Below are 14,964 nucleotides of genomic sequence, written 5' to 3'. Positions count from 1 at the left end.
GAGCGGGACCCCTACGGAAAGTACGGGGTGTACGTGATCGAGGAGACCTTCAGGTACCTCGCGCCGTCCGACGTGGCCCATGTCGAGTCGTTGGGGTCGCCCGGCCAGTCGCCGCCGACCGCGGTGTTGACGATGAAGTGCATCCCGACACCCGGGGCGGTGGTGTACCACTTGGTGCCGGTGATGGTGCCGTCCACCGCGAAGTCGATGTGATCGGGCCACCAGGTGAACGAGTACTTGTGGTACGCGTTGGTCCAGCCCGCGGAATTGTTCTTCGAGAACTGGTTCTGGGTGTTGTTGGCGTCGTGCGAGGTCTGGAAGACGGTGTTCGGGTTCTGGCCGACGATTTCGGCGGCGTCGAACTCGGGCAGCCACGGATTCAGGTAGGCCGCCCATACCGCCGGCAGGAGGCCCTGGCCGTTGGGCATGTTGGCGGTGAAGCTGTAAGTGCCGTAGCCGTAGAGGGCCTTGGACTCCACGCGGCCGGAGTAGTACGTGCCGCCCGACTTGTAGGTCTTGATGACGAGGGTGCTGCCCTCGTACCAGACGCAGCCGGGGGTGTAGGTCTCCAGCTCGTGGTTGGCGGTCCAACGTCCGTTGATGGTGTTCCACGAGTTGACGGTCTGGGGGCTTCCCCAGGACGCCGCGTGGGCTTGCGGCTGTCCCAGCAGAAGCAGTGACAGCGCCGCCAGCGCGGCGACTATCAGGCGTCCCGGCCTGAGGATGGCAGATGACATCGCGATTCCATTGCTCGGATGACGTGGGGGCGCGGGAGCGGTCCCACGCTCCCTGTATCGCCGGACTGTAGAAGTCCGTTCAACGTTTGACAAGATGCGCGGCGCTGGATCGTTTCCTGGTTTCCGGAGTTGAAGACATCCGTGGCGCGGGCGGTGTGCCCGCCACATGCCGCGCGCCGCCGACCGGTGCGGTACGGCGGCGCGACGGGACGGCGGTCAGTCCTTGGTCAGGGCGACGTCGTGCCGCTCATCGGCGTGGAACTGGGGCAGCGGCAGGATGCCGTGGAAGCGGAGCTCGGTGACCGTGGCCTCGACCCCGACCGTGCCCGGGCCGATGGCCGGCGAGGGCTTGCTGGTGTTCTCCCACCGGTGTGTCACGCCGTCGCACACGGCCATGGTGCCGCCGATCCCCTGGATCACGGTCGAGGAGCTCGGGCTGACGGAGGAGTCCGAGGCGGTCTGGAGCACGGAGGAGCTGACGAAGGCCGGGCCCGTGCTGCCGACGCAGCGGTAGGTGCCGGTGAGGGTGATGGTGCCGTCCTCCGCGATGCGGCCCTTCGGGTCGACGGTCACCGACTCCTGCAGATCGGCGGCCGTGGGGTGCGGGGCCGCGGCCGCCGGGACGGCGGGAGCGGCGAGCAGGAACAGCGCGGCACCGGCGGCGAGGGCCAGGGCGGGACGCTTGGACATCGGAAACCTCCTGTGGGTGGGGCTTCCACTGGTACCCGCCGGGCGGACCTCCGGCCGTGACCGTCACCCACTCGGTGGCGAGTCCGCATCGACGGTCGTGGAACCGTCCGGGTGTTGTCCGCGTGTTGTCACGCTTCACGTCCGGCCGTTCCGGTGAGTTCGCGGCGGGAGCATGGTCTGTCCATAGGGGCCCGACGGAGGGTCCCGACCGACGTGGAGGTGCGCCATGTGTTCCCACCAGTCCTCGTGCCCTTCCCTCGACGCCAACGTCGTGCACATCGTCGCCGCCCACCCCGAGCAGGGCTGGAGCCTCCTGTGCGACGGCGCGATCGTGTTCGACGACACGGGCGAGCTGACGCCCGACGGCCGGGCCGTCGGGCCGCACCGGCTGCCCGCCGAGCGGCTGGCCATCGCCGCCTGAGCGCCCTGCCGGGCCACTACTGTAGGGCCTGTTGCGAAAGTGGCGTCGTCGCCCGAAGGGCGGCCGCGCGGCGTCCGGTGCGTGCTCTCGGCGTGCCGTCCGGAAGCCCTCGTACTGGGCGTACTCGGGCTTTCGGGCGGTGCGGCGAGAGTGCGTGCCAGGCGTCGCGCGGCAGACGCCACATTCGCAACAGGCCCTAGGGCAGCACGGCGAACCCGTCGAGTTCCACCATCGCCTTGTCGTCCCACAGGCGTACGACCTCCACGACTGCCATCGCCGGATAGTCACGGCCCGCCAACTCCCGCCAGAGGCGGCCCAGTTCGGGGGCATGGATGCGGTACGCGGCGACGTCGGTGGCGTAGACGGTGACGCGGGCGAGGTCGGCGGGGGTGCCGCCCGCCGCGCGCAGGGCGGTGAGCAGGTTGGTGAGGGCGCGCTCGAACTGGTCGGGGAGGGTGTCGCCGGTCACCTTGCCGTCGGCGTCGAGGGCGGTCTGGCCGGCCAGGAAGACGAGGCGGGTGCCGGTTGCGACGACCGCGTGGGAGAAGCCCGTCGGCGGGGAGAGGTCGGGCGGGTTGACGCGCTCGGTGCTCACTCGGATGCCTCCAGGTCGGCGTACAACTCCTTGGCGATGATGCCTCGTTGGACCTCGCTCGCACCCTCGTAGATGCGCGGGGCCCGCACCTCGCGGTAGAGGTGTTCGAGCAGGTGGCCGCGGCGTAGGGCGCGGGCGCCGTGCAGCTGGACGGCCCTGTCGACGACGTACTGCGCGGTCTCGGTGGCGATCAGCTTCGCCATGGCCGCGCGCCGGGGGACACCGGGGGCGCCTTCGTCGTACGCCGTCGCCGCCGCGTACACCATGAGCCGGGCCGCCTCGGTGCGCAGCGCCATCTCGGCGACCTGGTGGGCGACGGTCTGCAGGTCCTTCAACTTGCCGCCGAACGCGTCTCGTTGGGAGGTGTGCGCGAGGGTCGCGTCGAGCGCCGCCTGTGCCATGCCGACCGCGAAGGCGCCGACGCTGGGGCGGAACAGGTTGAGGGTCCCCATGGCGACCCGGAACCCGCCGTCGACGTCCCCGAGCACATCGTCCGCGGTGACGGGCACGGCATCGAAGTCGAGGGCGCCGATGGGGTGCGGCGAGAGCATGTCGAGGGGCGCGCCGGTGAGCCCGGGACGATCGGCCGGCACGAGGAACGCGGTCACGCCGCGGGCACCGGCGCCGGGGGTGGTGCGGGCGAAGACGGTGTAGAAGTCGGCCTCGGGCGCGTTGGAGATCCAGCACTTCTCGCCGGTGAGGCGCCAGGCGGCGCGACCGTCGGGTTCGGCGGCGAGGGAATCGGCCGGGATCGGATCGCGGTTTCCGGCACCGGAGGACGCGCCGGGGCCGACGGGCCCGTAGCCGGACCGCGCACCGCCGGACGGCGCATCACCGGATACGGCCGTGCGGACGTCACCCGACCGCCGGCCATCCGGCCCCGCGTTCCCCTCGGGAGCGGGCGCGCCCGTCTCGCCGGTCGCCACCCGCGGGGCAGCGGCGGCCCGCCCCGTGCCGCCCGACCACGAGGACTCCGGCTGGGCGCGCAGTCCCAGCGCGCCGGCATCCGACCCCGCCCCCGGCTCCGTCAGGGCGAAGGCGGCCACCGCTGAGCCCTCGATGACCTTCGGCAGCCAGCGGTCGCGCTGGGCCGGGGTGCCGCAGGCATGCACCGGATGGGCGCCGAGCCCCTGCAGGGCCAGCGCCGTCTCCGCCTCCGTACAGGCGTATGCCAGGGATTCCCGCATCAGGCACAGGTCCAGGGCACCCGAGCCGAACAGCCGCTCCAGAAGCCCGAGCGCGCCCAGCTCCGCGACGAGCGCACGATTGACGTGCCCCGGTTCCCCCTTCTCGGCGAGCGGGCGCAGCCGCTCCGCGGCCGTGGTGCGCAGTGCTCCACACCGGGCGATCTGTTCCGGTTCGAGCGAGAATGCGGGCATTGCCGGTCCCCTCTCCTCCGCGCCTCCCCCGACGGTATCGCGTACCGTTGACTGTCGTCACCAACACGATACGCTCAAGGCGCGAGCCCACCACGACGGCCAGAACGGCAAGGGGGCGCACCGCCATGAACGTCTCGGCCCATGTCGACACCTTCGCGCGCGACCACCTCCCGCCGCCCGAGGAGTGGCCCGAACTGCGCTTCGATCTGCCGGAGCTGCGTTACCCCGATCGGCTGAACTGCGCCGCCGAACTCCTGGACCACGCCGACCCCCGCCGGCCGGTGTTCCACACCCCCGCCGGCCCTTCCTGGACGTACGCCGACCTCCGCGCCCGCGTCGACCGTGTCGCGCACATCCTCACCCGCGACCTCGGTGTGCTTCCCGGCAACCGCGTCCTGCTGCGCGGCCCGACCACGCCCTGGCTCGCGGCCTGCTGGCTGGCCGTGCTGAAGGCGGGCGCGGTCGCGGTCACCGTGCTGGCCCAGCAGCGCCCCCACGAGCTGACCGCGATCTGCGAGATCGCCGGGGTACGGCACGCCCTGTGCGACATACGGGCCGTCGACGACCTGGCGAAGGCCGAGATACCGGGGCTGCGGACCACGACGTACGGCGGCGACGCCCCCGACGACCTCCTGCGCCGCGCGGCGCCCGACACCCCCTATCCCACCGTCGCCACCGCGGCCGACGACGTCGCACTGATCGCGTTCACCTCGGGCACGACCGGCCGCCCCAAAGGGTGCATGCACTTCCACCGGGATGTGCTCGCGATAGCGGACACCTTCTCCAGACATGTGCTGCAACCACATGCGGACGATGTCTTCACGGGCAGCCCTCCGCTCGGCTTCACCTTCGGGCTCGGCGGGCTGGTGATCTTCCCGATGCGGGCCGGCGCCAGTGCGCTCCTGCTCGAACAGGCCCATCCCACGCAGCTGTTGCCCGCGATCACCGGGCACCGGGTCTCCGTGCTGTTCACCGCGCCGACGGCCTACCGCGCGATGCTCGACGAGCTCGACGCGTACGACATCTCGTCCCTGCGCCGCTGCGTCTCGGCCGGCGAGAACCTGCCCGCGGCCACCTGGCAGGCCTGGTACGAGCGGACCGGGCTGCGCATCATCAACGGCATCGGCGCCACCGAGCTGCTGCACATCTTCATCTCCGCGGCCGACGAGCGGATCAGGCCCGGCACGACGGGCGTGCCCGTACCGGGCTGGCACGCGCGCGTGCAGGACGAGAACGGGGAGCCCGTGCCCGACGGACAGCCGGGGCTGCTGGCCGTACGCGGGCCCGTCGGCTGCCGCTACCTCACCGATCCCCGCCAGCGCGTCTATGTGCGGGGCGGCTGGAACGTCACCGGTGACACGTATGTCCGCGACGGCGACGGCTACTTCCGCTACGTCGCACGCGCCGACGACATGATCATCTCGGCCGGGTACAACATCGCCGGGCCGGAGGTCGAGGACGCTCTGCTGCGTCATCCGGATGTGGTGGAGGCGGCCGTCGTGGGGCGCCCCGACGAGGCGCGCGGGCAGGTGGTCGTGGCGTACGCCGTCCTCAGGGAGGGCGCCGAGCGGGACGCCGACTCGCTGCGCACCTTCGTCAAGTCCGAGCTGGCGCCCTACAAATGCCCCCGCGAGGTCGTCTTCCTGGACGCACTGCCGCGCACGGCGACGGGCAAGCTGCAGCGGTTCAGACTGCGCACCGAACGTGACGCCGGGCAGGGGGCCCGAGGTGCCGTCGAACGCGACACCGAAGGTGACCAGCACTGATGCCGACGACCTAAGATGATCAACGTGTCCGACCAGCATGCACCACGGTCTCTCATCGTCACGCTCTACGGCGCGTACGGCCGCTTCGCGCCGGGCCCCGTGCCCGTCGCCGAACTGATCCGGCTGCTGGCCGCGGTCGGCGTGGACGCGCCCTCCGTGCGCTCGTCGGTGTCCCGTCTCAAACGGCGCGGGCTGCTGTCGCCGGCCCGCACGGACCAGGGCGCGGCCGGATACCAACTGTCGCCGGACGCCCGCCAGTTGCTCGACGACGGCGACCGGCGCATCTACGTCACGAGACCGCCCGAGGACGAGGGCTGGGTGCTCGCCGTGTTCTCCGTGCCGGAGTCGGAGCGGCAGAAGCGGCACGTGCTGCGCTCCCGCCTGGCGGGGCTCGGCTTCGGCACGGCGGCACCCGGGGTGTGGATCGCCCCCGCGGGCCTGTACGAGGAGACCCGGCACACCCTGCAGCGGCTGCGCCTGGACCCGTACGTCGATCTGTTCCGCGGCGAGCACCTGGGGTTCGCGCCGACCGCTCAGGCGGTTGCCCGCTGGTGGGACCTGGCCTCGATCGCCAAGGAGCACGAGGCGTTCCTGGACCGGCACGCGCCGGTGCTGCACGAGTGGGAGCACCGGACCGGCACCTCGCCCGAGGCGGCCTACCGCGACTACCTCCTCGCCCTCGACTCCTGGCGCCACCTGCCCTACGCCGACCCCGGACTGCCCGCCTCTCTCCTCCCCGAGGACTGGCCCGGCGTCCGCTCGGCCGCCGTCTTCCGGGGTCTGCATGCGCGGCTCAGGGACGCGGGGGCCGAGTTCGCGGGCGTCTGACGTCCGCGAACCACATGCGCCATTCACGCGACCCGAGATCAGATCCCGAGCGTGAGCCGGGGCTTGGGGGCGTCCGTCCGACCGGTCTGCGGGCGGCGGCTGCCCGCGCGGTAGGGGGCCGGCCAGGAGACGCCCGGGCCGTCGTAACCCTGCTCGGCCGCCGCGTGCAGGGTCCAGTGGGGGTCGTAGAGATGGGGGCGGGCGAGGGCGCACAGGTCCGCCCGCCCGGCCAGGATCAGCGAGTTGACGTCGTCCCAGGAGGAGATCGCGCCGACCGCGATCACCGGGACACCGACGCTGTGGCGGATGCGGTCCGCGTACGGCGTCTGGTACGACCGCCCGAACTCCGGCCGCTCGTCGGCCACGACCTGTCCCGTCGACACGTCGACCGCGTCGACGCCGTGGGCGGTGAAGGCGCGGGCGATCTCGACGGCGTCCTCGGCCGTCGTGCCGCCCTCGGCCCAGTCGGTCGCGGAGATACGGACGGTCATCGGCTTCTCCGCGGGCCAGACCCCGCGTACGGCGTCGAAGACCTCCAGCGGGAAGCGCAGGCGTTCGCCGAGCGAGCCGCCGTAGGCGTCGGTGCGGCGGTTGGTCAGCGGGGAGAGAAAGCCGGAGAGCAGGTAGCCGTGAGCGCAGTGGAGTTCAAGGAGGTCGAAGCCGGCACGGGCCGCACGCCGGGCGGCCGACGTGAACTGCTCGCGGATGTCGGTGAGTTGAGCACGGGTCAGCTCCCGCGGGGTCTGACTGTCCGGCTTGTACGGGAGCGGGGAGGCGGCCGTCAGCGGCCAGTTGCCCTCCTCCAGCGGCTCGTCCATGCCCTCCCACATCAGCCTGGTCGAGCCCTTGCGGCCGGAGTGACCGAGCTGCACGCCGATCGCGGTGCCCGGGGACCGGGTGTGCACGAAGTCGAGGATCCGTTTCCACGACTCGCCCTGCCGGCCGGTGTAGAGGCCGGTGCAGCCCGGGGTGATCCGGCCCTCGTCGCTGACGCACACCATCTCGGTCATCACCAGCCCGGCGCCGCCGAGCGCCCGCGCGCCCAGGTGGACGAGGTGGAAGTCGCCGGGGACGCCGTCGGTGGCCGAGTACATGTCCATGGGTGAGACCACGACCCGGTTGCGCAGGGTCAGACCGCGCAGCCGGAAGGGCGTGAACATCGGGGGCGTACCGGGCGGGCAGCCGAACTCGTGCTCCACGGCGCCGGTGAAGCGGGAGTCGCGCAGGCGGAGGTTGTCGTGGGTGACGCGGCGGCTGCGGGTGAGCAGGTTGAAGGCGAACTGGCGGGGCGGCTGGTCGAGATGGAGACGCAGGTTCTCGAACCACTCCAGGCTGGCGCGGGCGGCCCGCTGGGTGGAGGCGACGACGGGCCTGCGCTCCTCCTCGTAGGCGGCCAACGCCTTGTCCAGGGACGGCTGTTCCTCCAGGCAGGCGGTCAGCGCGAGGGCGTCCTCCACGGCGAGCTTGGTGCCGGAGCCGATGGAGAAGTGGGCGGTGTGGGCGGCGTCGCCGAGCAGCACGACGTTGCCGTGCGACCAGTGCTCGTTGGTCACCGTGCGGAAGGTCGTCCAGGCCGACTTGTTGGAGCGCAGGGGCCAGCCGCCGAGCGCGTCCGCGAAGATCTTGGCGCAGCGCTCGACGGACTCGGTCTCGTCGAGGGCGGCGAATCCGGCCGCCTGCCACACCTCTTCGCGCATCTCGACGATCACGGTGGAGGCGGGGGATCGAGTCTGCGACCCGGAGGGCCCGGTCGCGGGGCCGTGGTCGGGCGACGGGCGGGAATAGGGGTAGCCGTGGAGTTGCATCACGCCGTGTTCGGTCTCGGCGATCTCGAAGCGGAAGGCGTCGAAGGCGAAGTCGGCGGCGAGCCAGATGTAGCGGCAGTGGTGGGTGGTCACCTGGGGGCCGAAGACGTGGGCGTGGGCCTCGCGGGTGGCGCTGTTGACCCCGTCGGCAGCGATGACCAGGTCGTATGTCTCGGCCAGCCAGTCGGGGTAGGGCGCTTCGGAGCCGAAACGCAGGTCGACGCCGAGGGCGCGGCAGCGGTCGTGCAGGATCTCCAGGAGCCGTCGCCTGCCGAGCGCCGCGAATCCGTGGCCGCCGGAGGTGTGCCGTACTCCTCGGTGCACGACGTCGATGTCGTCCCACCGTACGAAGTCCTTCTGCAGGGCCTCGTACACCACGGGGTCGGCGTGTTCGATACCGCCGAGGGTCTCGTCGGAGAGGACGACTCCGAAGCCGAAGGTGTCGTCGGGGGCGTTGCGTTCCCAGAGGGTGACCTGCCGGTCGGGGGCGAGTTGTTTCAGCAGGGCGGCGGCGTACAGGCCTCCGGGGCCGCCGCCGATGATCGCCACTCGCAGGGGGGCGGCGGGCTTGTCCGGCGACTGGAGGTTCGTAGTGGCCGGTCGCGCAGTTGCCCGCGCCCCCTGGGGGGATGTCGCTGGGGTTGGCATCATCGGCCCTGCCATTTCGGCGGGCGCTTCTCCGTGAACGCCGCGTGGAACTCCGCGTAGTCCTCGCCGTTCATCAGGAGGGCCTGCGTGGAGGCGTCGAGTTCGACGGAGGCGGCGAGGGGCATGTCCAGCTCGGCCGTCAGGAGCGCCTTCGTCTGGGCGTACGCCAGTGCCGGGCCGTCGGCCAGGCGGCGGGCCAGAGCGATCGCGGCCTCGTCCGCCCGACCCTCGTCCGTCAGCTCGCTCACCAGGCCGATGCGCTCGGCCTCCGGCGCGCGGACCGGTTCGCCCAGCATCAGCAGACGGGTCGCGTGGCCCAGGCCGACGATCCTCGGCAGCAGGTACGCGGCGCCCATGTCGCCGCCGGAGAGGCCCACGCGGGTGAAGAGGAACGCGAAGCGGGCCGTGGGGTCGGCCACGCGGAAGTCCGCGGCCAGGGCCAGGACCGCGCCCGCGCCCGCCGCCACTCCGTGCACCGCGGCGATCACGGGGAACGGGCACTCCCGTACGGCACGTACGACCTGGCCGGTCATGCGGTTGAAGTCGAGGAGCTGCGCGGTGTCCATGGACAGGGTCGCGCCGATGATCTCGTCGACGTCGCCCCCGGAGCAGAAACCGCGGCCCTCGCCGACCAGCACCAGGGCCCGTACCGCTCGCTCGCGGGACAGCTCGGCGAGCAGGTCGCGCAGGTCGGCGTAGGCGCCGAAGGTGAGCGCGTTGAGCTTGTCGGGGCGGGCCAGCGTCACCTGGGCGACACCGTCGGTGAGCTCGACGCGCAGGTGCTCCCAGCGGGCGGTGCGGGCTGCGGAGCCGGTGAAGGGACTCATGACGTGCGGCCTCCTCGGGGGCGGGCACCCTCCTCGCGGGGCGGGCACTGCCGTACTGAGAGCTCTGCCCTTCGAAGCTATCACTCATCTTTGACTGTCGTCACGAGTCCGCGATAGGGCTGGCCGGATCTGACCCGGCCCGGTCACATCCGTCACGGCTCGTCGACAGAGCGGCAACGGTGGGAGCGGCCGCGCGAGGCAAGCCGTTGTTACGGGTAAGCCGCTCGTCAACGGGGCCGAAGGCCCCGCACGGTGCCCGATGAACGCCTTCACCGGCAGCGCCGTACCATTTCATAAGGTTGAAAGCAGGACAGCCTGCTCATGAACGGACCCGCCTTGTACGCACGCCCCTCCGCCGACCCGTCGCCCGGCGACCACCCCTCACGGAGGCGCTTCGTGCCGTCCATCCCGTCGGCCTCCTGGCGCATCGCGCTGCCGCATTCCGCCGCGGCCGTGCCCGTGGCCCGCGCACTGGTGCGCACGGCGCTGGCCGAGCTGGATCACGGGGCCGACCGCGACACCGCGGAACTGCTCACGGCGGAGCTGGTCGCGAACGCCGTGGAGCACACCGTCGGGGACTCCCCCATAGAGCTGGTGCTGGAGCTGGCGCCGAGCGGCTGCCAGGTCGAGGTGCACGACCCGGACCCGGCGCCGCCCCACAACCTCACCCGGCCGGGCGAGCAGGAGCCCGATCCCTGGCAGGAGCACGGGCGCGGACTGCTGCTGATCCGCGCACTCAGCTCGTCCTGCGGGCATCGGCCGACCACGTCCGGCAAGGCCGTCTGGTTCCGGCTGCCGGTGGTGCCCGCGCAGCGGCGGTCCGCCTGACCGCCGCCCGAGCGGTCAGGCCAGCGTCGCGACCAGGATGGCCTTGATGGTGTGCATCCGGTTCTCCGCCTCGTCGAAGACCACGGAGTGCTCGGACTCGAACACCTCGTCGGTGACCTCCAGCGAGGTGAGCCCGTGGCGCTGGTGGATCTCGCGGCCGACGTCGGTGCCCAGGTCGTGGAAGGCCGGCAGGCAGTGCAGGAACTTCACGTCGGGGTTGCCGGTGGCGCGCAGGACGTCCATGGTCACCGCGTAGGGGCCGAGGAGCGCTATGCGCTCGTCCCAGACCTCCTTGGGCTCGCCCATCGACACCCATACGTCGGTGGCGATGAAGTCGGCGTCGCGCACACCCTCCTTCACGTCCTCGGTGAGCGTGATCCGGGCGCCCGAGGCCACGGCGAGCTGCTGGGCCACCTCGACGATCGTGTCATCCGGCCACAGCAGCCGGGGGGCGACGATACGGACGTCCATGCCGAGCAGGGCGCCGGTGACCAGGTAGGAATTGCCCATGTTGTAGCGGGCGTCGCCGAGGTAGGCGAAGGCCGTCGCGGTCAGCGGCTTGTCGGTGTGCTCGGTCATCGTGAGCACGTCCGCCAGCATCTGGGTGGGGTGCCATTCGTCGGTGAGCCCGTTGTAGACGGGGACCCCGGCGTACGCGGCCAGCTCCTCCACGACGCCCTGGCCGTGTCCGCGGTACTCGATCCCGTCGTACATCCGGCCCAGTACGCGCGCCGTGTCCTTCACGGACTCCTTGTGCCCGATCTGCGAGCCCGACGGGTCCAGGTACGTCGTCGAGGCACCCTGGTCCGCGGCGGCGACCTCGAACGCGCAGCGCGTGCGCGTCGAGGTCTTCTCGAAGACGAGCGCGATGTTCTTCCCGCTCAGGTACCGCGTCTCCGCCCCGGCCTTCTTTGCCGCCTTCAGCTCGGCGGCCAGCTCGATCAGCCCGAGAAACTCCTGGTCGGAGAAGTCGAGCTCCTTGAGGAAGTGACGGCCGGCGAGGGCGGTCGGGACTGTCGCCATGGGGGCACTCCAGGAATGCGGGAACGTATGACCTGGAACTCTATACGATGTTTTGCATTTCTATACAGCCTCCCGTTCGACCGGGCAGCTCATGCAGCGCGGACCGCCGCGACCCCGGCCCAGCTCGCTGCCCGGGATCTCGATGACCTCGATGCCCTGCTTGCGCAGGTGGGTGTTGGTGGTGGCGTTGCGCTCGTAGGCGACGACGACGCCCGGTTCGACGGCCAGGACGTTGCAGCCGTCGTCCCACTGCTCGCGCTCGGCCGCGTGCACGTCCTGGGTCGCGGTCAGGACCCGGATCTCGCTCAGCCCGAGGGCGGCGGCGATCGCGCGGTGCATGTGCTCCGGCGGATGGTCGGTGACCTTGAGCTCCTTGTCGCCGACGCCCGGTTCGATGGTGTACGAGCGGAGCATGCCCAGGCCCGCGTACTGGGTGAAGGTGTCGCCGTCGACCATCGTCATCACGGTGTCGAGGTGCATGAAGGCGCGCCGCTTGGGCATGTCGAGGGCCACGATCGTCCGGGCCGAGCCGGCGTCGAACAGCTTGTGCGCGAGCAGCTCGACGGCCTGGGGCGTGGTGCGCTCGCTCATGCCGATCAGGACGGCGCCGTTGCCGATGACGAGGACGTCGCCGCCCTCGATGGTGGAGGGGTAGTCGGCCTGCCCCTCGGACCAGACGCGGAACGCCTCGTCACGGAAGAGCGGGTGGTGGCGGTAGATCGCCTCGAAGTGGACCGTCTCGCGCTGCCGGGCGGGCCAGCGCATGGCGTTGATGGAGACACCGTCGTAGATCCAGGCGGAGGTGTCCCGGGTGAAGAGGTGGTTGGGGAGGGGGCCGAGGAGGAAGTCGTCGAGGTCCATGACATGGAAGCGCACGGAGGTCGGCTCCGCGTGTGCCTGGAGGAACTCGCGCTTGGTCATGCCGCCGACCAGGGCCTCGGCCAGCTCCGGCGCGGCGAGGGTCTCGTAGGCGGCTCTGAGGTGATCGGTGGCGAGGACGCCGTACTCCTTCTCGTCGAAGACCCGGTCCAGGACGAGCGTTCTGGCGGCCGGGACCTCCAGGGCCTCGGTGAGCAGGTCGCCGAAGAGGTGGACGGCGACCCCGCGGTCACGCAGGACGTCGGCGAATCCGTCGTGCTCGGCGCGCGCCCGGCGCACCCACAGCACGTCGTCGAAGAGGAGGGCGTCCTTGTTGCTGGGGGTGAGCCTCTTGAGTTCGAGATCCGGCCGGTGAAGGATGACGCGGCGCAGCCGCCCGGTCTCGGAGTCGACATGGAATCCCATGTCTCCATCCTGACCATCAGGGGCCGTCTTGACCCGCAGCTCGGCGCTTTCTCCGCTTTCTTGTTCTGGTTGTTTTCCACTCCCCTTTTCTCGTCCTCTTGACGATAAAGAGGTGCCTCGCTTATCGTCGCTACGACGAGAAAGAGGGGTCCGATGGCCGACATCACCCGGCGCCTGGGCTGGCGCCACCTGCGCGGGGCGCCCACGGCACACATCCGCCACCATCGCGCCGGGAAGCTGCTGCACGACGGCCCGGGGCTCAGCTTCTGGTTCCGCGCACTGACCGCGACTCTGTCCGAAATACCGGTCGACGACCGGGAGTTGGCGATGACCTTCCATGGCCGTACGTCCGACTTCCAGGACGTGACGGTGCAGGCGACCGTGACGTACCGGATCAGCGACCCGGCCCTGGCCGCCGCCCGGCTGGACTTCTCCGTCGACCCGGACACAGGAGTGTGGCGCGGCGCGCCGTTGGAGCAGCTGGGGACGCTGCTGACGGAGACGGCCCAGCAGCACGCGCTGGACGTCCTGGCCCGCACGTCGCTGGCGTCGGCGCTGGTCGACGGCGTGGCGGCGGTGCGGGAGCGGGTCGCGGCCGGGCTCGGCGCGGAGCCGCGGCTGCCGTCGACGGGGATCGATGTGGTCGCCGTGCGCGTGGTGGCGCTGCGCCCCGAACCGGAGGTGGAGCGGGCCCTGCGCACGCCGGCCCGCGAGCAGATCCAGCAGGAGGCGGACCGGGCGACGTACGAGCGGCGGGCGGTGGCCGTCGAGCGGGAGCGGGCGATCGCGGAGAACGAGCTGGCCAGCCAGATCGAACTGGCCCGCCGCGAGGAGCAGTTGGTCGAGCAGCGCGGCACGAACAGCCGCCGCGAGGCCGAGGAGCACGCGGCGGCGGACGCGGTACGGGCGGGGGCGGAGGCGGCACGGACGGTACGGCTCGCCGACGCGGAGGCGGCGCGGTCCGTGCGGCTGGCACGGGCCGAGGCCGAGGGCGCACGCGAGGTCGGCGAGGCGCGGGCGCAGGCACAGGCGGCTTGGCTGCGGGTGCACGACGACGTCGACGTGGCGACCCTGCACGCCCTCACCGGCACCAGGCTGGCGGAGAACCTGCCGAACATCGACAGCGTGACCATCTCGCCGGACGTACTGACGGGGCTGCTGGCCAGGCTGGGCGGTCAAGGGCCCGGGCAGGGGCAGGGGCAGGGGCAGGGATGAGCCTCGCGCCGCGCGCCGTTCTCGTCCATCGCACCACCGAGTACGAGGAGTTGGTGGCCCACCACGGTACGCACGGGCAGGCCGCCTTCTTCCTCTCCTCCCGGGGACGGGACATCGAGGAGGTCGCGGAACGGGACCGGCGCACCCGGCGAGCGCTGGCCGACGTCGCCTCCGCGATTCCACTGACCTGGCGTCAGAGCCGGGTGGAGCGCGCCGACTTGGACCGGTTCCTGTTCGCGCCCGAGGACGTGGTGGTCGTGGTCGGGCAGGACGGGCTGGTGGCGAACGCCGCCAAGTACCTGGCCGGGCAGCCGGTGGTGGGCATCGACACCGACCCCGGCCGCAACCCCGGCGTCCTGGTGCGCCACCGCCCCGGCGACGCGGCGGCGCTGCTCCCGGCGGCCCTCACGAGCGCGGTGGACGAACTCACCATGGTCGAGGCGGTCTCCGACGACACCCAGCGGATCGTCGCGCTCAACGAGATCTATCTGGGCGCCGCCGGACATCAGACGGCCAGATACCGCCTGGGCCTTGAGGACGACGGGGGTGTCGTCGAGGCCCAGGCTTCGTCCGGAGTGCTGGTGGGGACGGGGACCGGGGCGACGGGGTGGATCCGCTCCGTGTGGCAGGAGCGGGGTGCCGCCCTGGCCTCCCTGTCCCTGCCCCGCCCCACCGACGACCGGCTGCTGTGGTTCGTACGGGAGGCCTGGCCGTCGCCGGCCACCGGGACGTCGCTGGTGGCCGGCGAGCTCTCCGCCTCCGCAGGCCTTCACCTCACCGTCGAGTCCGAGCGGCTGATCGCCTTCGGGGACGGCATCGAGGCGGACGCGCTGCAGCTGACGTGGGGGCAGTCGGTGCGGGTGGGCGTGGCGGGGACGTCACTGCGCCTCGTGGGCTAGCGGGACTTCGGCATACGGT

At 71.6% G+C, this 14,964-nt stretch carries 14 protein-coding genes; 6 read left to right on the top strand and 8 right to left on the bottom strand.

All coding sequences use genetic code 11. From position 1 onward, the window contains the following. Positions 1–11: 11 nt before the first annotated feature. Both ACYUED_RS33440 and ACYUED_RS33435 read right to left on the bottom strand, forming a co-directional pair. On the bottom strand, positions 12–737 hold the full coding sequence (locus ACYUED_RS33440) for a glycoside hydrolase family 16 protein (RefSeq protein WP_491288247.1): 726 nt from the start codon (positions 735–737) through the stop codon (positions 12–14). Positions 738–953: 216 nt separating this feature from the next. Beyond that, positions 954–1,427 carry a DUF6299 family protein gene (locus tag ACYUED_RS33435; protein ID WP_491288245.1) on the bottom strand — a complete coding sequence of 158 codons (474 nt, stop codon included), beginning with the start codon at positions 1,425–1,427 and terminating at the stop codon, positions 954–956. Between the two features lie 226 nt (positions 1,428–1,653). Between ACYUED_RS33435 and ACYUED_RS33430 the strand changes: the two genes are divergently transcribed. Further along, positions 1,654–1,848 (top strand): DUF5999 family protein, encoded by a 195-nt coding sequence (locus ACYUED_RS33430; RefSeq protein ID WP_491288243.1) that lies wholly within the window; start codon positions 1,654–1,656, stop codon positions 1,846–1,848. Positions 1,849–2,044: 196 nt separating this feature from the next. Here the strand turns inward: ACYUED_RS33430 and ACYUED_RS33425 are convergent, their stop codons facing one another. Together ACYUED_RS33425 and ACYUED_RS33420 are read right to left on the bottom strand one after the other, a co-directional pair. Further along, positions 2,045–2,443, bottom strand: coding sequence for a RidA family protein (locus ACYUED_RS33425; RefSeq protein WP_491288241.1), 399 nt, complete (start codon positions 2,441–2,443; stop codon positions 2,045–2,047). After that, positions 2,440–3,822: an acyl-CoA dehydrogenase family protein gene (locus ACYUED_RS33420; protein WP_491288239.1), complete on the bottom strand. Its 1,383-nt coding sequence runs from the start codon at positions 3,820–3,822 to the stop codon at positions 2,440–2,442. Before ACYUED_RS33420 ends, ACYUED_RS33425 begins: the two co-directional genes overlap by 4 nt. Before the next feature lie 125 nt (positions 3,823–3,947). On the opposite strand from ACYUED_RS33420, the gene ACYUED_RS33415 reads away from it, so the two are divergent. Next, positions 3,948–5,588: an AMP-binding protein gene (locus tag ACYUED_RS33415; RefSeq protein WP_491288237.1), complete on the top strand. Its 1,641-nt coding sequence runs from the start codon at positions 3,948–3,950 to the stop codon at positions 5,586–5,588. Between the two features lie 15 nt (positions 5,589–5,603). Continuing rightward, entirely contained in the window at positions 5,604–6,416 is an 813-nt protein-coding gene (locus tag ACYUED_RS33410; protein ID WP_491288235.1) for a PaaX family transcriptional regulator, read from the top strand. A gap of 38 nt (positions 6,417–6,454) precedes the next feature. On the opposite strand, the gene ACYUED_RS33405 is transcribed toward ACYUED_RS33410, so the two are convergent. Both ACYUED_RS33405 and ACYUED_RS33400 read right to left on the bottom strand, forming a co-directional pair. After that, on the bottom strand, positions 6,455–8,884 hold the full coding sequence (locus ACYUED_RS33405) for a bifunctional salicylyl-CoA 5-hydroxylase/oxidoreductase (protein ID WP_491288233.1): 2,430 nt from the start codon (positions 8,882–8,884) through the stop codon (positions 6,455–6,457). Beyond that, the gene (locus tag ACYUED_RS33400) at positions 8,869–9,696 is read right to left on the bottom strand and encodes an enoyl-CoA hydratase family protein (RefSeq protein ID WP_491288231.1); all 828 of its coding nucleotides are present in this window, start codon (positions 9,694–9,696) and stop codon (positions 8,869–8,871) included. Before ACYUED_RS33400 ends, ACYUED_RS33405 begins: the two co-directional genes overlap by 16 nt. A gap of 321 nt (positions 9,697–10,017) precedes the next feature. Between ACYUED_RS33400 and ACYUED_RS33395 the strand changes: the two genes are divergently transcribed. Beyond that, positions 10,018–10,524, top strand: coding sequence for an ATP-binding protein (locus ACYUED_RS33395; RefSeq protein WP_491288229.1), 507 nt, complete (start codon positions 10,018–10,020; stop codon positions 10,522–10,524). 15 nt (positions 10,525–10,539) lie between these two features. On the opposite strand, the gene argF is transcribed toward ACYUED_RS33395, so the two are convergent. Both argF and ACYUED_RS33385 read right to left on the bottom strand, forming a co-directional pair. Further along, positions 10,540–11,547, bottom strand: a complete 1,008-nt coding sequence (gene argF, locus ACYUED_RS33390) for an ornithine carbamoyltransferase (RefSeq protein ID WP_491288227.1) — start codon at positions 11,545–11,547, stop codon at positions 10,540–10,542. 60 nt (positions 11,548–11,607) lie between these two features. Beyond that, complete coding sequence (locus ACYUED_RS33385; protein ID WP_491288225.1) at positions 11,608–12,831, bottom strand: arginine deiminase; 1,224 nt, start codon at positions 12,829–12,831, stop codon at positions 11,608–11,610. A 153-nt stretch (positions 12,832–12,984) separates the two neighbouring features. On the opposite strand from ACYUED_RS33385, the gene ACYUED_RS33380 reads away from it, so the two are divergent. Both ACYUED_RS33380 and ACYUED_RS33375 read left to right on the top strand, forming a co-directional pair. After that, complete coding sequence (locus ACYUED_RS33380; protein ID WP_491288223.1) at positions 12,985–14,046, top strand: SPFH domain-containing protein; 1,062 nt, start codon at positions 12,985–12,987, stop codon at positions 14,044–14,046. Next, the gene (locus tag ACYUED_RS33375; RefSeq protein WP_491288221.1) at positions 14,043–14,945 is read left to right on the top strand and encodes a hypothetical protein; all 903 of its coding nucleotides are present in this window, start codon (positions 14,043–14,045) and stop codon (positions 14,943–14,945) included. The genes ACYUED_RS33380 and ACYUED_RS33375 overlap by 4 nt, the downstream gene beginning before the upstream one ends. Positions 14,946–14,964 lie beyond the last annotated feature (19 nt).

The sequence above is a fragment of the Streptomyces sp. DF42 genome (assembly GCF_058267695.1).
Note: the sequence above shows the minus strand (reverse complement) of the source record. Positions and strands in the feature narration are given on the sequence as shown.

What these genes read in the sequence shown, in the direction of transcription:
- ACYUED_RS33440 (WP_491288247.1), bottom strand. Translation starts at nt 737, where the DNA reads ATGTCATCTGCCATCCTCAGGCCGGGACGCCTGATAGTCGCCGCGCTG.
- ACYUED_RS33435 (WP_491288245.1), bottom strand. Translation starts at nt 1,427, where the DNA reads ATGTCCAAGCGTCCCGCCCTGGCCCTCGCCGCCGGTGCCGCGCTGTTC.
- ACYUED_RS33430 (WP_491288243.1), top strand. Translation starts at nt 1,654, where the DNA reads ATGTGTTCCCACCAGTCCTCGTGCCCTTCCCTCGACGCCAACGTCGTG.
- ACYUED_RS33420 (WP_491288239.1), bottom strand. Translation starts at nt 3,822, where the DNA reads ATGCCCGCATTCTCGCTCGAACCGGAACAGATCGCCCGGTGTGGAGCA.
- ACYUED_RS33415 (WP_491288237.1), top strand. Translation starts at nt 3,948, where the DNA reads ATGAACGTCTCGGCCCATGTCGACACCTTCGCGCGCGACCACCTCCCG.
- ACYUED_RS33410 (WP_491288235.1), top strand. Translation starts at nt 5,604, where the DNA reads ATGATCAACGTGTCCGACCAGCATGCACCACGGTCTCTCATCGTCACG.
- ACYUED_RS33405 (WP_491288233.1), bottom strand. Translation starts at nt 8,884, where the DNA reads ATGGCAGGGCCGATGATGCCAACCCCAGCGACATCCCCCCAGGGGGCG.
- ACYUED_RS33400 (WP_491288231.1), bottom strand. Translation starts at nt 9,696, where the DNA reads ATGAGTCCCTTCACCGGCTCCGCAGCCCGCACCGCCCGCTGGGAGCAC.
- ACYUED_RS33395 (WP_491288229.1), top strand. Translation starts at nt 10,018, where the DNA reads ATGAACGGACCCGCCTTGTACGCACGCCCCTCCGCCGACCCGTCGCCC.
- argF (WP_491288227.1), bottom strand. Translation starts at nt 11,547, where the DNA reads ATGGCGACAGTCCCGACCGCCCTCGCCGGCCGTCACTTCCTCAAGGAG.
- ACYUED_RS33385 (WP_491288225.1), bottom strand. Translation starts at nt 12,831, where the DNA reads ATGGGATTCCATGTCGACTCCGAGACCGGGCGGCTGCGCCGCGTCATC.
- ACYUED_RS33380 (WP_491288223.1), top strand. Translation starts at nt 12,985, where the DNA reads ATGGCCGACATCACCCGGCGCCTGGGCTGGCGCCACCTGCGCGGGGCG.
- ACYUED_RS33375 (WP_491288221.1), top strand. Translation starts at nt 14,043, where the DNA reads ATGAGCCTCGCGCCGCGCGCCGTTCTCGTCCATCGCACCACCGAGTAC.